16 protein-coding genes are annotated in these 19,337 nt (G+C 58.0%); 12 read left to right on the forward strand and 4 right to left on the reverse strand.

The window, feature by feature from the left end; all coding sequences use genetic code 11:
• Positions 1-91 precede the first annotated feature (91 nt).
• From ACLRGG_RS15545 to ACLRGG_RS15565, 5 genes are all read left to right on the forward strand, one after another.
• Positions 92-658: a helix-turn-helix domain-containing protein gene (locus ACLRGG_RS15545; protein ID WP_416250619.1), complete on the forward strand. Its 567-nt coding sequence runs from the start codon at positions 92-94 to the stop codon at positions 656-658.
• A 112-nt stretch (positions 659-770) separates the two neighbouring features.
• Entirely contained in the window at positions 771-1,286 is a 516-nt protein-coding gene (locus ACLRGG_RS15550; protein WP_416250620.1) for a GNAT family N-acetyltransferase, read from the forward strand.
• Between the two features lie 228 nt (positions 1,287-1,514).
• Positions 1,515-3,200, forward strand: a complete 1,686-nt coding sequence (locus tag ACLRGG_RS15555; RefSeq protein WP_416250621.1) for a ShlB/FhaC/HecB family hemolysin secretion/activation protein — start codon at positions 1,515-1,517, stop codon at positions 3,198-3,200.
• A 63-nt stretch (positions 3,201-3,263) separates the two neighbouring features.
• Positions 3,264-10,556, forward strand: coding sequence for a hemagglutinin repeat-containing protein (locus tag ACLRGG_RS15560; protein ID WP_416250622.1), 7,293 nt, complete (start codon positions 3,264-3,266; stop codon positions 10,554-10,556).
• The gene (locus tag ACLRGG_RS15565; protein WP_416250623.1) at positions 10,553-10,867 is read left to right on the forward strand and encodes a hypothetical protein; all 315 of its coding nucleotides are present in this window, start codon (positions 10,553-10,555) and stop codon (positions 10,865-10,867) included. The genes ACLRGG_RS15560 and ACLRGG_RS15565 overlap by 4 nt, the downstream gene beginning before the upstream one ends.
• Positions 10,868-10,914: 47 nt before the next feature.
• On the opposite strand, the gene ACLRGG_RS15570 is transcribed toward ACLRGG_RS15565, so the two are convergent.
• Both ACLRGG_RS15570 and ACLRGG_RS15575 read right to left on the reverse strand, forming a co-directional pair.
• On the reverse strand, positions 10,915-11,268 hold the full coding sequence (locus ACLRGG_RS15570) for a SymE family type I addiction module toxin (protein ID WP_416250624.1): 354 nt from the start codon (positions 11,266-11,268) through the stop codon (positions 10,915-10,917).
• Between the two features lie 71 nt (positions 11,269-11,339).
• Complete coding sequence (locus tag ACLRGG_RS15575; protein ID WP_416250625.1) at positions 11,340-11,861, reverse strand: hypothetical protein; 522 nt, start codon at positions 11,859-11,861, stop codon at positions 11,340-11,342.
• On the opposite strand from ACLRGG_RS15575, the gene ACLRGG_RS15580 reads away from it, so the two are divergent.
• Positions 11,826-12,959 (forward strand): VENN motif pre-toxin domain-containing protein, encoded by a 1,134-nt coding sequence (locus ACLRGG_RS15580; RefSeq protein ID WP_416250626.1) that lies wholly within the window; start codon positions 11,826-11,828, stop codon positions 12,957-12,959. The genes ACLRGG_RS15575 and ACLRGG_RS15580 overlap by 36 nt on opposite strands.
• Positions 12,949-13,218 carry a hypothetical protein gene (locus tag ACLRGG_RS15585; RefSeq protein WP_416250627.1) on the forward strand — a complete coding sequence of 90 codons (270 nt, stop codon included), beginning with the start codon at positions 12,949-12,951 and terminating at the stop codon, positions 13,216-13,218. Before ACLRGG_RS15580 ends, ACLRGG_RS15585 begins: the two co-directional genes overlap by 11 nt.
• A gap of 45 nt (positions 13,219-13,263) precedes the next feature.
• Here ACLRGG_RS15585 and ACLRGG_RS15590 read toward each other — a convergent pair whose 3' ends face one another.
• Positions 13,264-13,416, reverse strand: coding sequence for a SymE family type I addiction module toxin (locus ACLRGG_RS15590; protein ID WP_416250628.1), 153 nt, complete (start codon positions 13,414-13,416; stop codon positions 13,264-13,266).
• A 45-nt stretch (positions 13,417-13,461) separates the two neighbouring features.
• Between ACLRGG_RS15590 and ACLRGG_RS15595 the strand changes: the two genes are divergently transcribed.
• Genes ACLRGG_RS15595 through ACLRGG_RS15615 form a run of 5 tightly spaced genes read left to right on the forward strand, consistent with a single transcriptional unit; the run spans position 13,462 to position 19,153 of the window.
• On the forward strand, positions 13,462-13,953 hold the full coding sequence (locus ACLRGG_RS15595; RefSeq protein WP_416250629.1) for a hemagglutinin repeat-containing protein: 492 nt from the start codon (positions 13,462-13,464) through the stop codon (positions 13,951-13,953).
• Positions 13,950-17,132, forward strand: a complete 3,183-nt coding sequence (locus ACLRGG_RS15600) for a hemagglutinin repeat-containing protein (protein ID WP_416250630.1) — start codon at positions 13,950-13,952, stop codon at positions 17,130-17,132. Before ACLRGG_RS15595 ends, ACLRGG_RS15600 begins: the two co-directional genes overlap by 4 nt.
• Positions 17,132-17,398 (forward strand): hypothetical protein, encoded by a 267-nt coding sequence (locus ACLRGG_RS15605; protein WP_416250631.1) that lies wholly within the window; start codon positions 17,132-17,134, stop codon positions 17,396-17,398. Before ACLRGG_RS15600 ends, ACLRGG_RS15605 begins: the two co-directional genes overlap by 1 nt.
• A 20-nt stretch (positions 17,399-17,418) precedes the next feature.
• Positions 17,419-18,936 carry a VENN motif pre-toxin domain-containing protein gene (locus ACLRGG_RS15610; RefSeq protein WP_503827130.1) on the forward strand — a complete coding sequence of 506 codons (1,518 nt, stop codon included), beginning with the start codon at positions 17,419-17,421 and terminating at the stop codon, positions 18,934-18,936.
• Positions 18,923-19,153: a hypothetical protein gene (locus ACLRGG_RS15615; RefSeq protein WP_416250632.1), complete on the forward strand. Its 231-nt coding sequence runs from the start codon at positions 18,923-18,925 to the stop codon at positions 19,151-19,153. Before ACLRGG_RS15610 ends, ACLRGG_RS15615 begins: the two co-directional genes overlap by 14 nt.
• Positions 19,154-19,209: 56 nt before the next feature.
• Here ACLRGG_RS15615 and ACLRGG_RS21465 read toward each other — a convergent pair whose 3' ends face one another.
• On the reverse strand, positions 19,210-19,335 hold the full coding sequence (locus ACLRGG_RS21465; RefSeq protein WP_503827131.1) for a hypothetical protein: 126 nt from the start codon (positions 19,333-19,335) through the stop codon (positions 19,210-19,212).
• Positions 19,336-19,337 lie beyond the last annotated feature (2 nt).

Genomic DNA, 19,337 nt, shown 5'->3' on the forward strand with positions numbered 1-19,337 from the left:
ACAACTATTTTTTTATTGTACAAGTTGAAGCGGATTAGAAAACCGGCTATATCTCATCTAAGAGAATATTTCCCATAAAAGAGAAAAATTAGTGCAATTTTCGCTCGCTGAACACCGTCTTGCGCAACGCCTGGCTCAGCTTCGCCTGGAGAGGAACTGGTCGCTGGAGGCACTGGCCGAACTGACAGGCATTAGCCGCGCATCACTTTCCAGGATTGAACGCGCTGAAACCAGCCCGACCGCCTCGCTGCTTAACCGACTGTGCATCGCCTACGGTTTAACCCTGTCGCGGTTGCTGAGCTGTGTTGATGAGGAGGGGCCTGTGCATCTGCGTCCGGCGGCGCAAAACGTCTGGTGCGATCGCGAGAGCGGCTTTGAAAGACGTAGCGTTTCGCCGCCTGCTACAGGCTTTCTGGGCGAGCTGGTGGAAGCACGGCTCAAGGCGGGCGCACTGATCAACTACGATGCCCCGCCAGTCGCCGGAATCGAGCAGCATCTCTGGATACTTAGCGGCGTGCTGTTATTCAGCATGAACGATCGGCAGTGGCGTCTGGAGGCGGGCGACTCTTTGCGGTTTCATCTCTTTGGGCGCTCTTCGTTTCATGCGCCAGAAGCAGAAGGGGCGCACTACGCGCTGGTGGTCTGTCGTGCTCAATAAACTGCCTTCGCCTCTGGGCGCTTAAGGTGTCTGTCCGATCGGGTGAGCAACGCCTCTGACAGGGCGGATGCCCGCCGGTAATCATCCACTCAACACTACTGAGGCCGCTTATATGACGCTTTCATGGGATTTACTTACTGCTGATCAGGCCTGCGCTGCGCAGGCTGAGCTCTGTAACGTGCTCAGCGCCTGCGTAGCGCAGGGAGCCAGCGTGGGCTTTGTCAGCCTGGATCCTGAACCGATGCGCCATTTCTGGCTCGGGGTCATCGCCAGCCTGAATAGCGGCGATCTCCAGCTACTGGTTGCGCGCCAGGCCGGCAGGGTTGTTGCGACGGTTATCCTGGTACTGGCCATGATGCCCAATGGCGCGCACCGCGCGGAAATTGCTAAGCTGCTGGTCCATCCGCAGGCCAGGCGGCGCGGCATCGCCCGTCAGCTGCTGTCTCGCGCCGAGCAGCTTGCCCGCCAGGCCTGCAGAACGCTGCTGGTGCTGGATACGCGCAGCGGCGATGTGGCAGAACAGCTTTATCTGACGCAGGGCTGGAAAATAAGCGGGCAGATCCCGGAGTATGCGCTTTCCATCGACGGTGTGCCCGAGGCCACGACGGTTATGTATAAATGCCTTTAATAATGCTGTCTGTGAAAAATGAGTTCTGATGTCTCCGGTTCCTTCGACGCGACTGCACACTTTCGCCTGCTGCGTTTGCACTATGATAAACCCGTCTCATTTTATGACATTAATGATTGAATATTGAACGGGCGCCAAATAGAATGCCGCACGAAAACGGCTTGATTAAGGATTAATTAACGCCAGTGACGGACTTTGACGGACTTTTAGCTAACAGGGAAGTGAAGGATGAAAAGGGATTTTTTGCAGGGTTGCCGCCCGGCAGCCTTGCTGAGTGCGCAGGCGTTATTTTTTAGCAGTGTGGCCATTGCCGCGCCCGAATCTGAAGCCATTATTCACCAGCAGGAGCGGCAGAGGGCGCTCGAAAAGCAGCTTCAACCCGCCACGCCTGACGTACGTCTTTCGCCGCCCGCTACGGGCAGCTCACGGCTGCACTTCCCCGATGAAAATCCCTGCTTCCCACTTCAGCGGATCCTGCTAAAGGGGAAAGAGGACTTTCCCCACTGGCTCCCGCTCCAGCGCCTGGCAAATCAGGCCAGCGGCCGCTGTCTCGGCGCGCAGGGTATCAACCTGCTAATGAGCGCCCTGCAAAATCTGCTTATCGATCGCGGTTATGTCACCAGCCGGGTGCTGGCGCCCGCGCAGGATCTGACTCAGGGGTCGCTTACCCTCCAGCTGTTTGCCGGCAAGGCCAGTGCCGTCAGCCTGACGCCGCAAAGCGGGCGCTACGTTAACCTGTGGACCGCGCTGCCGACGCGCGTGGGAACGCTGTTCGATTTGCGCGACGTCGAGCAGGGACTGGAAAATCTCCAGCGTCTTCCCACGGTGACGGCAGAGATGTCGCTGTCACCCGGCGCTAAACCCGGCGAGAGCGACGTCAGCATAGACTGGCAGCAGCGCAAAATGTGGCGGCTGGGCGCCTCTCTTGATGATGCGGGTGCGACCAGCACCGGACGCATCCAGGGTGGAGTGACCTTCTATCTGGACAATCCGCTGTCGCTCAGCGATCTGTTCTATGTATCGGTCAGCCATGACCTGGCGCGCGGCGCCGATAAAAACAGTAAAAACCTGACCGGCCACTACTCCGTGCCGTTTGGCTACTGGCAGCTGGGGATGACCGCCAGCAAATACCGCTATCTTCAGACGGTGGCAGGACGCTACGCCGATGTGCGCTACAGCGGGGTTAGCCAGAGCCTGAACGGCCAGCTCAGCCGTGTTCTGCACCGCACCGGCAGTCAAAAAACCACCTTCAGCTGGGATCTGCTCACCCGCCAGACGCGCAGCTACCTTGATGACACCGAAATCGGCGTCCAGCGCAGCCATACCTCCGCGTGGCGACTGGGTTTGCAGCATCGCCACTACATCGGTGCCGCGACGCTGGATGCGGGCATCAGCTATCAGCGCGGAACGCGCTGGTTTGGCGCCATTCCGGCACCTTCCGAAGCCTGGGGGGAAGGCACCGCGCTGGCGAAAATTCTGCAGCTAAACGGCCAGTTTTCCGTGCCTTTTACGCTGTCCGCGCAGCGCTTCAGCTTTACCAGCCAGTATCTGCGCCAGATGAGCAGCACGCCGCTGACCCCGCAGGACCGCTTCTCTATTGGCAGCCGCTGGACGGTACGGGGTTTTGATGGTGAACGCTCGCTAAGCGCCGACAGCGGCTGGACGGTACGTAACGATATTGGTTGGGCAACGCCCGTCCCGGCGCAGAAGCTCTATCTGGCGGTGGACTACGGTGAAACCGGCAGCCGGGGCAGCGATCTGCAGGGCCGACATCTGGCCGGTGGCGCCGTCGGGCTGCGCGGTAGCGCCCTGAATACCGGCTATGACCTCTTTGCCGGGGTGCCGTTGGCAAAACCCGCGGGATACCACACCAGCGGCGCAAGCTTCGGCTTCAACCTGAGCTGGAATTACTGAGCGCATCGTACCCGACGCGTACTGACCGCTTAGCACCTTAGCTCTACTGATAAGGACATCATCATGAACACGCGCTGCTTTCGCGTTATTTTCAGTCAGGCCCGCAGTATGCTTGTGGTAGTGGCCGATATCCTCCCGGCGGGCCGGGGCCGACGGAGCTGCCGTCGCAGTGTGACTCGCGCCAGGGAACTTTTTGCCCCCGCGCTCTCTTCGCTGGGCTTTGCGCTACTGCTGGCGACGGGCGCGATCATGCCCGCATCGGCAGGGGTGGTTGCTGACGCTGGCGCACCGGGTGGTCAGCGCCCGACGGTGATCAACAGCGCCAATGGCACGCCGCAGGTCAATATTCAGACACCCAGCGCGGCGGGCGTGTCACGCAATCAGTACAGCCAGTTCGACGTGGATCAAAAAGGCGTCATCCTGAATAACTCGCGTACGGCGGCACAAACGGCGCTGGGCGGCAGGGTCGCGGGCAATCCGTGGCTGGCGCAAGGTGAGGCGCGGGTGATCCTCAACGAGGTTAACTCACGCGATCCGAGCCGGCTTAACGGCTATATCGAAGTGGCCGGGCAGCGTGCGCAGGTGGTGATTGCCAGCCCCGCCGGGATCAGCTGTAACGGCTGCGGCTTTATTAATGCCAGCCGGGCCACGCTCACCACCGGCCAGGCGCGGCTCAGCAACGGCCAGATCGCCGGGTATGATGTCAGCCAGGGCACGATCACCGTTCAGGGCCAGGGAATGGACAGCAGCCAGCAGGACAGCACCGACCTGATCGCCCGGGCGGTGCATATCAATGCCGTGATCCAGGCCAGGGAGCTGAAGGTGACGACCGGCCGCAATCATATTGACGCCGCGCACCAGATCGTCAGCGCAATGGCCGGTGAGGGTGAGGCGAAGCCGCAGTTTGCCCTTGACGTTGCGCAACTGGGCGGCATGTACGCCGGTAAAATTCGCCTGATCGGCACCGAAGGTGGCGTTGGCGTACGCAATGCCGGGCATATCGGCACCTCGGCGGGTAGCGTGGCGATCACCGCCGACGGCCATATTGCTAACAGCGGGAGCATCAGCAGCGCGAACCGTCTTGATGTGGCTACGCGGGGCGACCTCAGTAATAGCGGGACGCTCTATGCCAGAGAAAGTTCTGCCCTCTCCGTCGCGGGGCGGCTGACGCACAGCGGCACTATCGCCAGCGGACAGCAGATCCACGTACAGGCCGCTGCCATTGAGGCCAGCCGCAAAAGCGTCTTTGCCGCGGGTGTTGACGATCGCGGGCAGCCTAAACCTGCCGGCAGCCTGACCCTCAGCAGCAGCGGCGCATTACGCGCCCAGGGACAGCTGCTGGCGGCGGAGCAGCTCAGCGTTCAGGGTGCCTCGGTGGATCTCAGTGACAGCCGGACGGCGGGCCGCGATATTGCCGTCACCGCTTCCTCCGGCGATATCAGCACCGCCCGCGCGGTTATCTCTGCCACGCAGGCCCTCAGCCTGAATACCCGGGGGCAGCTAAACAATGATGGCGGCAGCCTGGCCGCTGACCGACTCAGCCTGACGGCGTACCAGCTCTCTAACCAGCAGGGAACGTTGCAGCAGCTGGGCCAGGCAGACCTGACGCTGGCGCACCAGGCGGGCATTAATAACGCCGGGGGCAGCATCGCCAGCAATGGCGCAAACCTGACGCTCAGCACCGCCAGCCTGATCAACAGCCAGGGCCGGATAATCCATGCGGGTGAGGGACAGCTCCGCGTCAGCGCGGCAGCGCTGGCGGGCACGCAGGGCAGCCTGATGAGTAATGGCGCCCTGCTGCTGGAAGGCGGCACGCTGACGCTTGACCAGGCTTCCACCCAGGCCCGGCACATCACCGTAAATGCAGGCAGCCTCTCCGGCCGCGGCGGCTCGGTTATCCAGACCGGCAGCGGTGAGATGACCTTCAACCTGAACGGATCGCTGGATAATTCCGGCGGACTGATCCACAGCGGCGGCAGCCTCAAGGTGGATACCCACGGCGGCCTGCTGCTGAACCGCGACAGCGGGGCGCAGGGCGGCATCCTCAGTGCGGGTGCCCTGTCGCTACGCAGCGGCGCGGGCGACAATCGCAGCGGCCTGATCCTCAGCGGCGGTCATGCGCGGCTGGAGACCGGGCGCTGGGACAACCGCAGCGGGACCCTCCAGTCCGGCACTTACCTGCACTGGCATACCAGCGGGCAGGCGCTGGTTAACCGGGCGGGCGTTATCAGTGCGCATACCGGCCTTGCACTCCAGGCTGGTGATATTAATAACCAGCAGGGCACGCTGGCCGCGGGCAGCGAACTGATGCTGAGCAGCCATGCGCTGGACAACAGCGATCAGGGGCAGATTATCAGCAAAGGCAGCCTGCGGCTGACCTCCGCCGGGCTGACTAACCAGCAGGGGCGCATTCAGTCGCTGGGCGACATGGTGCTCAGCGCAAAGGATGCGGTAATCAATAATACCCGGGGGCTTATCCACAGCGCACAGACGCTGCTGCTTAGCGCCGCACAGGTTGTGAATCAGGATACCCGACGCAGCGATCGTACCCTCGGGCTGCAGGCCGCCACGCTGCGGGTCACCGCGGAGCAGCTGGATAATCACCAGGGTGAAGTGCTGGCCGATGAGGATCTGACGCTAACGCTCACCGACAGGCTGAATAACAGCAGTGGGCTGATCTCCTCGGTTAAAAATGCCTCACTCAGCGCTGCCACGCTGAGCAACAGGGCAGGGGATATCGAAGCCGGACAGGGGCTGAGCCTGCGAAGTGAGTGGCTGAGCGGGGAGGGGCGTCTGCTGTCGCTGGGCAATATGTCGCTCAGCCTCAGCCGGGACTTTATCAACAGCGGATCCCTGGAAGCGGCGGGGGCGCTCTCGCTGACCACGGCGGGCCAGCTCACTAATCTCGGCCTGATGCAGGCGGGGGGCACCCTCGCGCTCCGGGCCAGTTCGCTGCTTAACAGCGGCACCGGGGAGATAGCTGCCGGGCCGTTACAGGCGGAGATCGCCACTACGCTTATCAACTACGGCCTGCTCAACGGCATCTCTACGCGCCTGAGCGCAGAGATCCTGAATAACATTGCCACCGGGCGGATCTACGGTGACTGGCTGGCGATAAAGGCCGGGACGCTGAATAACCTCGCCGCGTCAGGTCATGCCGCCACGCTGGCGGCCAGGCAGCAGCTGGATCTGGGCGTTGGCACGCTGAATAACCGCGAGCACGCGCTGATCTACAGCGGCGGTAGCCTGGCCCTGGGCGGCACGCTCAGCGACGATTACCGGGCTGTCGGACAGGGCGGTACGCTCAACAATCACAGCGCCACCCTTGAGTCAGCGGGGGATATGACGCTGAATGTCGCCAGCATCAATAATTACAATGACCACTTTCGTACTGAAAACGTGCTGGTCTCGCAGGAGCAGGTTTCTGAATACCAGGTGGACCGCCTGAATAATGGCGTGCGCTATAACGTCAATGACTACGATATCAGTATGTATAAGGACGAAACCTGGATTATCTGCATCCGGGGCGTGATTTGCCATACTACCGACGGCGATAAGTTTACCCACTACGACTACACGCGCACCATCACCGAAGACCGCATCGCGCAGAGCGATCCGGGGAAAATTATTGCCGGTGGCAGTATGACCGTCGGGGCTGACCGGCTGCTTAACGACAAAAGTCAGATTATCGCAGGCGGTACGCTGGCGATAACGGCGGCGCAGCTGGATAACATTGAACCAGTCGCCGCCCGCCAGATAAAAGAGGAGGGCGTGACCCGGCGCTACACCCGTAAGCAACAGAGCGGCGGCGATTCACCGCGGGTAGTAACAAAAGCGTGGGAACCTGCGGTAGTGATTCAGGATATTGCCCTGCGCCCCGGTAACATCAGCGGCAATATCACGGGTGAGGGCAGCGGCCTGACGCCGGATAATCAACCGGAGAGCCACCTTAGCGGCAACCCGTCGGGAACCAGCACGGTCAGCATCGCACCGATCGCGGGGTCAGACGACCTCTCGTTCGGCAAAATTCTTGAGGTCTCCCGCGAGGGGGTGGACAGCATAGTACGCACTACCGGCCCCGATACCCGCCTGCCTGACAGCAGCCTGTTCCATATGCGCCCGGAAAGCGACAGCGCCTGGCTGATTGAAACCGACCCACGCTTTATCGGCGAAAAGGCGTGGCTTAGCTCGGACTGGATGTTGCAGGCGTTTAAAACCGATCCGGCTAACGTTCACAAGCGGCTCGGCGACGGCTGGTACGAGCAGCGGCTGATCCGCGAGCAGATCGTCGCCCTGACCGGCCAGCGCTATCTGGCCGGTCAGCAGAACGACGAAGATCAGTATAAAGCGCTGATGAACAATGGCATCGACTTTGGCAGGAAACATAATCTGACGCCGGGCATTGCCCTGACGGCGAAGCAGATGAGTGAGCTGACCAGCGATATCGTCTGGATGGTCGCCCGACCCGTACAGCTGCCGGACGGCACGATGCAGCAGGTGCTGGTCCCGCAGGTATACAGTCTGGTCAGGCCCGGCGACATTGACGGCAGCGGGGCGCTGCTGGCGGGTAAAAATGTGCAGCTGGCGCTCAGTGGCGACCTGACCAACCGTGGAGCGGTTAGCGCGCAGAAGAGCATGCAGATCCTGGCGGATAACATCAACAACCTGGGCGGTACTCTCAGCGGGCAGGATGTCTGGCTACAGGCGCAAACGGATATTACCAATACCGGCGGCCACGTACAGGGCGGTGACAGGCTGACGGCGATAGCGGAGCGGGATATCAGCATCACGACCACAACCCGCAGCACCGACAGCCTTAACGCCGATTCCGGCCGCACGGCGATCAACCAGACGGGCAGCTTTACGGTCACCAATAACGCAGGTTTACTCGACATTCAGGCCGGGCGCGACGTGGATCTTAAGGCGGCTATTGTCGCCGCCAGCGGCGACAATAGTCGGGCCACGGTGACGGCAGGGAATAATCTGAGCCTGACCAGCGTTGAGACCGCCAGCCGGGACAACCTGAGCTGGGGTAACGATGACACCCTGCGTCAGGCGCAGAGCCGGGAGGTGGGCACACTGATCCAGGGGGGCGGCGAGGTGACCCTGCTGGCGGGGAATGACCTCAGCATGACGGCGGCAAGGGTATCAGCAAACCAGGCGCTAGCCGTACAGGCGGGTAATGACCTGAGTATCCACAGCGGCACGGCGACGGAGAGCTTCGATCAGTATACCAAATCGACCAGCAGCGGGTTTTTGTCCAGTAAGACAACGGTAGATCACAACAGCTTCAGCGACCGGACGGCGGTAGCCAGCCAGCTTGACGGCCACAGCGTCACGATGCTGGCGGGGCACGATTTGCAGGTGCAGGGCAGCAGCGTAGTGGGCACGCAGGACGTGCTGCTCCATGCCGGTAACAACCTTAGCCTGACCAGCGTGGACGAACAGCATGAGGTGCGACAGATCCACGAGGAGAAAAAAACTGGCTTCTCCGGCACCGGTGGAATTGGCGTCAGCTACGGTAAACAGAGCGTGAAGACCACCGACACCCTCAGCAGCCGCACCAGCGCGGCGGCGACGGCAGGCAGCGTGGACGGTAACCTGAGCCTGACGGCGGGCAACGTCCTGCTGATCGGCGGTTCTGACCTGCTGGCCGGACAGGATATGCGGCTGAGCGCGAAGGAGGTGAATATTGAGGCGGCAGAAAACCAGCGGTCACAGAAGCAGACCACCGAGCAGAAAAGCTCCGGGCTGACGCTGGCCCTCTCCGGCACGGCGGGCAGCGCCCTGAACACGGCGGTCACCACGGCGAAGCAGGCCAGCGAAAGCAGTGGGCGACTGGCGGCCCTGCAGGGCGTGCAGGCGGGGCTAAACGGCATCAGTGCCGGGCAGGCCCTGCAGATGGATGCGGCGAAAGGCAGCGATCCGGCGAACGGCAACACGGTGGGGGCGAATCTCTCCTGGGGGAGCCAGTCATCGACCTCGGAGAGTCGCCATGAGCAAACCACCCAGCGTGGCAGCAGCCTGACGGCGGGTCATAACCTGAGCATCACCGCCAGCGGCAGCGGAGTGTCCGGCGCTGACGGGGATATCCGGGTGCAGGGCAGCCAGCTTCAGGCGGGGCATGAGCTGCTGCTGTCGGCGAATCGCGATATTAACCTGCTGTCGGCCGCAGAGCAGGAAAGTACGCGCAGTAAAAACAGCAGCAAAGGTGGGTCGGTTGGCGTCGGCTTCGGTGTGGGGACGGGAGGATCGGGCTTCAGCGTCTCGGGGAGCGTTAACAGCACGAAAGGGCATGAAAACTCCGACGCCCTGAGCCATGCCGAAAGCCAGATTAACGCGGGTAATCAGGTGACCCTTATCAGCGGGCGGGATACGACGCTGACCGGCGCGCAGGTGGCGGGGAGAACGGTGACGCTGGAGGTCGGTCGTAACCTGACGCTGACCAGCGAGCAGGACAAAAACCACTACGACGCGAAGCAGCAAAGCGCCAGCGCAAGTGGCAGTGCGGGGGCAGGCGGCGGCTCGGCCAGCGTTAACGTTTCTCAGGAGAGCATGAACAGTCGCTGGGAGTCGGTCACCGATCAGACGGGCATCTTTGCCGGCAGCGGCGGCTTTACAGTCACCGTGGGCGAGCATACCCAGCTTAACGGTGCGGTGATCGGCTCGACGGCAGCGGCAGTTGAGAATAATACGCTGAGTGGTCTGGATGGCTTCGGCAAAGGAATGATGGACTACGGACAGTCGGTTCAGTCCTACGCACAGTATGCCCAGGAGAAAAATCTGCCGCCGGAACAGGTACAGGCTGATCTGGCCCGGATGGTGAAAGGCGACCTGCCTGAAAGTGCCAACATTATTAAAGCGATCCTGGAAAATAACCCCGGTTCAGACACGGTAATGGCACTTCTGACGGCAGAAGATGCGAAGGATTATGCGCTGGCGCTGCTGACGTCGATCCCGGCAGAAAAAGTGCTATCACTTGTCGGAAAAGCTGCGAAGGTTATTGATAACAAAATCCTGATTAGTGCTGCGGAAAAAATATCGACGGTCAAACCGGGTAAACAATCAGCAATACCAAGGGATCTGAATGAACAAATAGTTTGGAAACAGGTGCAGGAAAATCCGGCAGCAGGTGAAAAGTTGCTCGGTATGAATAATGACCCTCGTTTTCCTGCAAGTGCAGGGTTCCAAAAAATGCAGGTAGTCCAGAAAAATTCTAAGGGTGAATCAATCACTATCCATTATCAGTATAACTCTACTACGGGTAAGGCCTACGATATAAAAATTGATACTCCTCAGAGGGTTAGCTCTAATCCAACTGATGTGATCGAGAATATTAAGGGGCAGATTAAATGAAAATAAAAGAGTCGGATGGGACTATCATAAATGTCTTTGCTATTTATTGGTTTGGCGATGAGACATATTTTTATGGGCTTCCCAAAAACTATGGTGGTTTGCTTGCATATAGAGCAAGTCAGGTATCTATAATTGATCCAGAAATAACTTTCAATGCAATATATTTTGAAAATAATGCCAAGAGCATTCAGCATTGGGCTTTAATAAAAGAAAAGTTACTGGATGACATATTAGAGAGGGATGATATTGCCTATAACCGCTTCCTTGAGATCCTGAAAGCTGAAGGCCAAATAGAGCCTGACTTTTACTGACCATCAAAATCCCAGCCCTCTCGGCTGGGATTTTACTTTATAACCAGTCAGTTACCGCCGCTTCTTAGCCGCCTCTGCGGCGCGGCAACCAGCTCGATAAACGCCGCGATCTCCCGCTGCTTACGGTCAGAGAGCTTCTTACAGGCCCGCTTCAGGGTGGTCACCACCTCCGGCTCTGCGGGCGGTTCCGGCTGCGGCTCCTGCGCGGCCAGTATCAGGCAGCCCGGTAAGATCTTCACCGCCAGCGCCGTCCCGGTATCAAACCCCATCTCCTTCAGCCAGTGGCCCTTCAGGGTGACAGCGGGCATGGGCTGGTACTTAGCGTCACTGACATAACCCACGGTATAAGCCCTTGTTGTTGTGGGCGTGTGGGCCTCTGGCTTATGATGTGTCTCAGCCATAATTAACTCCCTAACAGTTAGTTGTGGTCAGCGGGTTGTCGGTGTTAGCGCACCTTCAGCCCGCGCTCGTATTAACTCTCTTCTTTAGCTGCTCCCTGAGCCATGCGGGCCATCGCTCCTGCGACCTGGTTCTTGATAATCATCGCATCCAGCAGTTCCCGGATCACGTCCTGTTCATACTGAGGCATACGTGAAATGGTCTCGAACTGGTAGCGAAGCTGCTCATCAGGGCCGCGCTCCTGCTCATCAAATACCAGCATATCGGCGCTGACAGCGAGCGCAATTGCCAGTCTGCGTATCACATCTAAGGACTGAGCCGTGATGTTGAGCATGCGAATCCGGGGCTGGCGGAAATCTTTGATAAGGAGAAAGAGCAGAACCGGCTGAGGGAGGCGCAGCTGATAGGGGAAATCGGGAGTCAGGCGGCGGATATCGCGCGGACGCAGGGTCAGACAGAAGCAACGAAAGCCGGTAAGGCAGAGCTGGCCGCGAAAGGTGTTAAAGAGCCGGGTGCAAATGCCACGAAGGAAGAACGGGCCGCGTATGATAAAGCCCTGATGGAAACGCCCGGCTACAAAACCGCTCAGCAGCAATGGGGCACCGGCAGCGCCATCCAGCAGGGTATCCAGGCGGCCACGGCGGCGGTACAGGGTCTGGCGGGTGGAAATATCGGTCAGGCCATCTGCGGCGCGGCAAGCCCTTACCTGGCGGAGCAAATCCATAAACTGACCGAAGGTAACCCGGAAGCGCAGGCGATGGCCCACGCGGTGGTGGGTGCGGTAGTGGCGCAGGCATCAGGCAACTCAGCGCTGGCCGGGGCTGCTGCCGCGGCAACCGCATCTGCCGCGACTTCCGTGATAGCGAAAACGCTGTATGGCACGGATGATTACAGCAAACTGGATGAAACGCAGAAGCAGACCATATCAGCCCCGAGCACGCTGGCAAGTGGACTGGCGGGCGGGCTGGCCGGAGACAGTGCGGCTTCAGCCGTGGCAGGGGCACAGGCAGGCAAGAACACGTCCGAGAACAACGACATGTTTAACCTACCATCGGGGCTGAACAGCTACGGTGGTGCAGCCTCAACGCTGGCAACCTCAATGGCTGAAGCTGGCGCAACTTCGAAAGAAATTAACGCGGCACTGAGCAAGAATGTGAAAGGCGATTTACCGGAAGGTGCGAATATTACCAAAGTCATTGTTGACGGCTATAAAGATGGCGTGCTGATTGCCGGTGCGTGGTATTTAGGCCCGGCGGCAAGCCTGGCTAAAGTTGTAGGTGGTGCCACGATAGCGGAAATAGCCAACGGCACTTATCAGTGGTTCGACATTAACAGCGAGAAGAATCAGAGCCTGCCAGTATATCAGCAAAAAACATGGGACTACTGGGGGAGTGCTTCTGCGGCTGTAACCGGGGCGCTGGCTCCAGGACGTGGCGTATTGCCAAATGTGGGTATTGCGGCAGGTGGCGCGGTGTTTACTGATGGGGCTGACGCTGGTTCTGTTAGCGGTGCTGTTGCCGGGGGGCTGATCGGTGGTGCCGTTGGGAAATATGCACCTGATTTACTCGGACCAATCTTTGGCCCATCCTCAGGGTTTATTGGGGACGCGACTGGCTCAATTGGTGGTGAAATTATCAGCAATAGGGTTAAGGATAAAATTAATAATAAGGACACTCAGCAGAATGAAAAATAATAATAAACATGAAGTTACGCTGATAAAATTATTCCTAGGAATAATTTACCTGGCTGTATGTTCGTTCATTTTTTTATTGCTGGCTGGAATATTAATTGATTTTATTTTTGACGGAAAAACTACTTTGGATCGTCAATGGCTTCTCAATATTTTTGTTGGAAGTTCTATCATAGGCGTTTCGGGGGGAGCTGGTTCGTGGATCTTCGCCAAAATAGACGAACGTAAAGCCCGCAAATCCCCTCCATCCGATCCGCAGTAAATAGCGATCCCGGCCACACAGCGCCGGGATCTTTTTACCTGTCGATCACTTCTCAGCCAGCCGGATGATCAGCTCACCCCGCTCACACAGCACCTCGACCTTCTTCCCTGTCTCAAACCCCAAATCCCCCATCCAGTGGCACCGTAGCGTGATCGACGGTGACGGCTGATGCTTAATATGATCCCGGATATAACCCACGGTATAACGCCTTGATTTAGTTGTGGGTATACCTGCCTCTGGCTTATGATGTGTCTCGCAGAGAATAACAACTTTGAGCGCACCACCATTGAGCGCGTAGCCGGCATCTACGTGCAGGGCGACGACGGCAAACTCTCGCTGTCAGCGGGGCGAGACATCACCCTGACCGGAGCGCAGGTGGTGAACAGCGGTAATGAGAGCCGCACACTACTGAACGCGGGCCGCGACCTGAACCATAATACCGTCACCACATCGGCGAGCGACCACCTCGTCTGGGATAAGGACAACTGGCTGAAGCAGTCCGTTACGCAGCAGACCGGCAGCGAAATTACCGGCGGAGGCAGCGTGCTGATGACAGCGGCGCGGGACGTGAACGCGCAGGCCGCCACGGGAACCGCAGGCGGCAGCCTTACGGTGGGCGCGGACCGCGACATTCATATCACCACAGCCACGGAAAGCAGCGAATTCGAGTCGAAGCATAAATACACCAGCAGCGACTTCTCTCGAAGAAGACGCTTACCACGCACGATGTGGTGAACAGCGAGACGGCAAAAAGCGCGCTGTTCAGCGGCGACAGCGTGCAGATGCAGGCGGGGGATAATTTGCGGGTGGCAGGCAGCCACGTCGTGGCAGAGAGCGACGTCACGCTCTGGGCCGGTAACGACCTGATGATTACTACAGAGGATACGCATCGTTCAGAAAGTCATCAGCGTCACGAGACGAAGTCAGGGCTTTCCAGCACCGGCGGCGCGGGGGTGAGCTACGGAAAGCAAAGCCTGAAGGTGACCGACACCATGCAGAGCGTGACGCAGCAGGGCAGTACCGTCGGCGCGGTGAAGGGAAATGTCATGCTCCGCGCCGGTAACGACCTTAAGATCAACGGCTCAGAGGTTATTGCGGGCGGCGATATGCTGTTGACGGGAAAAAACGTGGATGTGATCGCCGCCGCGGAGAGCCGCCGTCAGACACATGAGGTGGAGCAGAAGACATCCGGTTTCATGCTGGCGCTGTCAGGTACGGTGGGCAGCGCGATAAACAGTGCGGTGCAGACGGCAGGTCAGGTGAAGGGGAGCGACAGCGGACGTCTTGCGGCCCTGCAAGGGGTGAAGGCGGCGCTGACCGGGGTGCAGGCTTATCAGGGCGTGGCGCTCAACCAGGCAGAAGGCGGGCCGGAGGGCAGTGTCATCGGGGTGAATCTGTCATATGGCAGTCAGTCGTCGATCTCCACGCAGACGCAGACCACCAGCCAGAGCCGTGGCAGCACCCTGACGGCAGGCAGCACCCTGACCCTGCGCGCGACGGAAGGCGACCTCAGCGTGCAGGGCAGCCAGCTGAAAGCGGGGCATGATACGCTGCTGAGCGCCGCGCGGGATGTGAATCTGCTGTCGGCTGAAAACAGCAGCCGGCTTGAGGGGAAAAACGAGAGCCACGGCAGTTCGGTGGGCGTGGGGATAAACGTTGGCAGCGGGGCCAGCGGGCTGTCGGTGAGCGCCAGCGTAAACAAAGGGAAAGGCCGGGAGTCGGGCAACGGCACCACGCACAATGAAACCACGGTGGATGCCGGCAACCGGGTCAGCATCGTCAGCGGGCGCGACGCGACGCTCGCCGGGGCGCAGGTGAGCGGTGAACGGGTAACGGCCGACGTCGGGCGCAACCTGACGCTGCGAAGCGAACAGGACACGGATAATTACGACAGCAAACAGACCAGCGCCAGCGCGGGTGCCACCGTCAGCATGGCGGGCGGTTCCGGCTCGGTGAACATGAGCCGGGACAAAATGCACAGCAGCTGGACATCGGTGCAGGAGCAGACGGGGATATTCGCGGGCAGCGGCGGCGTTGACGTGACCGTCGGGCAGCACACGCAGCTTGACGGCGCGGTTATCACCTCGACGGCCGCGGCGGAAAGAAACAGACTGGATACCGGCACGCTGGGCTGGCGCGACATTCACAACAGCGCCGAATACGCGGTGGAGCATCAGAGCGCGAGTATCAGCACCGGCGGCAACGCGGGCGGGCAGTTTCTGGGAAATCTGGCGAACAGCATGCTGAGCGGAGTAAATGGATCGGACAGCGCCGGTTCGACCACAAAAGCGGCGGTGAGCGCGGGCGCGATAATCGTGCGCGACGGCGACAGGCAGAAGCAGGATGTGGCCGGACTGAGCCGTGATGTTGAGCATGCGAATCCGGGGCTGGCGGAAATCTTTGATAAGGAGAAGGAGCAGAACCGGCTGAGGGAGGCGCAGTTACTGGGAGAAATCGGCTCACAGGTTGGTGATATAGCCAGAACCCAGGGTCAGATCGAGGCCACAAAAGCCGCGAATGAGAAGATGTCCGGTGCCACCCAAAGCGACCGCGACAAAGCGCTGGCTGACCTGAAAAAGCAGGACCCGACGAAGCAGTACAGCGACGAGGATGTCAGCAAACAGGTCTACAACAACTTCTATAACCAGGCATTCAGCGAAAGCGGGTTCGGCACCGGCGGTAAAATACAGCAGGCCATCCAGGCCGCCACAGCTGCGGTGCAGGGTCTGGCAGGTGGCGACCTGGCAAAAGCACTGGCCGGAGGTTCCGCACCGTATATCGCGAACGTTATCGGCAGCAGCGGACTGGATGATGCAGGTAAGGTGCTGGCTCACGCGGCGGTCAATGCGGCACTGGCAGCGGCCCAGGGCAATAATGCGCTGGTCGGCGCAGCGGGTGCAGCCACGGCTGAAATGGCCGGGATGATCGCCCTGAATGCCTACGGAAAACCGGTGAGCGAACTGTCTGAAACCGAGAAACAGACGGTGAGCGCGCTGGCAACACTGGCGGCGGGTCTGGCGGGCGGGTTGACCGGGAACGGCACGGCAGATGTTGTGGCCGCTGCACAGGCGGGAAAAACTACCGTGACCAACAACCTCCTTGGTGCAACCTCTTCCGACAAACTCGACAAAGCCGTGGAGAAAATCAAACAGGGTGACAAATCGCTGGCGGCGGCGAATGAGCTGATTAAGCTGGAGAACGCCGATAAGCGCAGTGATGCCCTGGTGGATAAATTCACCAGAGACCCTTCGCAGATGAACAGTAACGAACGGGCCGAGTTGGCGGGTTATCTGCGGGTGTATGCGTCTGAGATGGAGACGGAATACGGCCCGGCGGTGTCGCAGGAACTGGTTAAAGGGCTGCTGTCAGGCCAGGATTATATCAAACGTAATCCTGACTCTGAGGCGATGGCCAGCGCTCAGAAAATAATGAATACCTGGGGCTACCATAAATCGAATGCCAGCATTGGCGATACGCCGCTGATATTTGGCAGCAACGTGCTGGGTACGACGATAAAAGAAGGTATGGCGCTCAATGCGGCTATTGGTATGGGGGTTAATGCCGGTGTTCAGCTCAGCGGAAATGATCCGTTTAGTTATGTCGATATGATTATGGCGGGCGTGACAGCAGCGGCGACAACAGGCAAAGGCATCGGCGCATCAGCCGGGATCAATATGGGCGGTGCTGCGATAGTGAGCGGAATTAAAGGTGAAGATCCGACGAATTCTACTCTTGGCGCAGGTTTTGGTAGTGTGGCTGGAGGTGTAGCGGGAAAAGTTGCATTAGAAGTAATGAAGCCAGTGGTTAAAGAAATGGCTTCTGACGTAGCTGAAGCTGCTATCGGTTCCCTTACATCTGAAGTGGCTGGTAATAAAGTTAAAGATCAGCTAGATCAACACGAAGGAAAAAAATAATGAGATTCAAAAAAATTGGTCTCCCATTGTTTATTTTTCTCATTCTTTATTGGATGGCTGCGATTTTTTTAATAATTTTTTTATTGAGTTTAAGTATTGCTTTTATTTTCTACTTTAAAAATGGCAATGAGTTCTATTTTGATTTCTTACAAGAGTCGATTTATGCGCTGCGTAAGGCAATACCCGGTGGAATTATTCTAGGGAGTGGCCTCTGGATAAAAGCCAGACTACAAGAGCGAAAGGATAAAAAATCACCAGCCAGATAGACCAAAGATCCCGGCCAAACATGAGCCGGGATCTTTTTACTCGTCACTCACTCCTCAGCCAGCCGGATGAGCTGAGCCGTGATGTTGAGCATGCGAACAAGACGCTGAGTCCCATCTTCGATCTCGAAAAAGAGCAGAACCGGCTGAAAGAGGCCCAGCTGATAGGGGAGATAGGGGTTCAGGTTGGAGATATTGCAAGGACGCAGGGCCAGATAGTGGCGACAAAAGCCGCGAATGAGAAGATGAAGGACGTCTCGCCGGAGCAGATGAAAACGGCAGAGGCAGAGTGGCGGAAAGCCAATCCGGGCAAAGAACCGACAGAGAAGGACATCAGCGACCAGACCTGGCAGAACTTCCATAACAAGGCATTTAACGAGAGCGACTTCGGCACCGGCGGTAAGGTACAGCGGGCCATCCAGGCCGCCACCGCTGCGGTGCAGGGACTGGCAGGTGGTGACCTTGCGAAGGCTGTCGCAGGTGGTTCAGCTCCCTATATTGCTAACGTCATCGGCAGCAGCGGACTGGATGATGCGGGTAAAGTGCTGGCCCACGCGGCGGTCAATGCCGCACTGGCGGCGGGTCTGGCGGGCGGGTTAACTGGTGACAGCACGGCGGATACCGTGGCCGCTGCTCAGGCTGGTAAAACGACCGTTGAGAATAATTATCTGAGTTCAAAAGAAGCCCGCCAGCTGGATAAGGAAATGCAGGCCTGCAAAGCCTCCGGTGGAGACTGTGGAAAAATGGCTGAGAAATATATCGACATCAGCAATAAAAACAGTCAGGAACTGGTTGAAGCCTGTACCGGTGGTGGCGTTGCCTGTGTGAGCTGGCAGGAACTGATACAGGGCGCCACTAATGTAGCGAATGACGCTCATCCGTCACAAATCAGACTGGATGAAAGGCTGAAAGATCCGACAGCGGCCGCACTGGTAAATTATCTCAACGGAACGGATCTTAAATTCCTGCAAGACAATATCACGACTGGTGATCGGATTATGGATGTAGTTATGGATCCGACTTCCTGGCCAGTCGCGATAATGGGCGGAAAAGCGATCATTAGTAATGCTAATAACACCAAAGAGCAGCTTATTGCGGTGGGTGTTGGTGCTGGTTTGGGGGCGGGTATTCAATACGGCACAACAGGTGAAGTGAAACTGTCAGATGTCATTGGGTCGGTAATAGCTGGTGGGGTTACTGCCGGTAAAGGCTATAACCCGACGATGGCATGGAATGCGGCAGGTGGTTATTACCAGGCTGAAATTAGCGGTGACGATCTGTTTATGGCGGCGTTAGCGAGTAAGGCGGGGGCTTCTGCTGGTTATGCAATAGGTAACGTTATCAAAGTACCAATGGATAAGGTTCTTAATCCGGTATCAAAGCAATATGAATGGGTACCAACGGGAGTCTGGACAATAACAAAATCAGCGCCGCAAAGCTCTGTACCATCAATCATGGGTAATTTAGGAGATACTTTTGTTTCAGGATTAACCGGAGATGTTTTAAAAACTATATCTGAGGGAAAAAATGAAACTAAATAGCCCTAAAAAACCTATATGGACATTGTTTTTTATTTGCTTCTTAATGTGTGTAGCATTAATTATGTTAGGAGCTTTTTCCTATCTTTTAAAAGGATGGCTTATTTGGGATTTTGATAAACCTTTCCCTTTTGGAAAAGCAGAGATCGTTACGATTTTAAAAATCAGCCTGCTGGGTATCCCCATGGGACTGGTTTTTTGGATATTCGATATTCGCTAATTTTTTTGAAGTTTCAATCCCAGCCCTTATCGGCTGGGATTTTTTTATCTGTCAGGTCAGTCAGCGCTCCGCTTCTTAGGCCTGGCCATGACCTGAATCACGTCCATCAGCTCGCGCTGCTTACGGGCGGAGAGCTTCGGGCAGAGCTGGCGCAGGGCCTGTATCCTGTCTCTTATACACATCT

It is taken from the genome of Erwinia sp. PPS120 (genome assembly GCF_047918655.1).
GTDB lineage: Bacteria > Pseudomonadota > Gammaproteobacteria > Enterobacterales > Enterobacteriaceae > Erwinia > Erwinia tasmaniensis_A.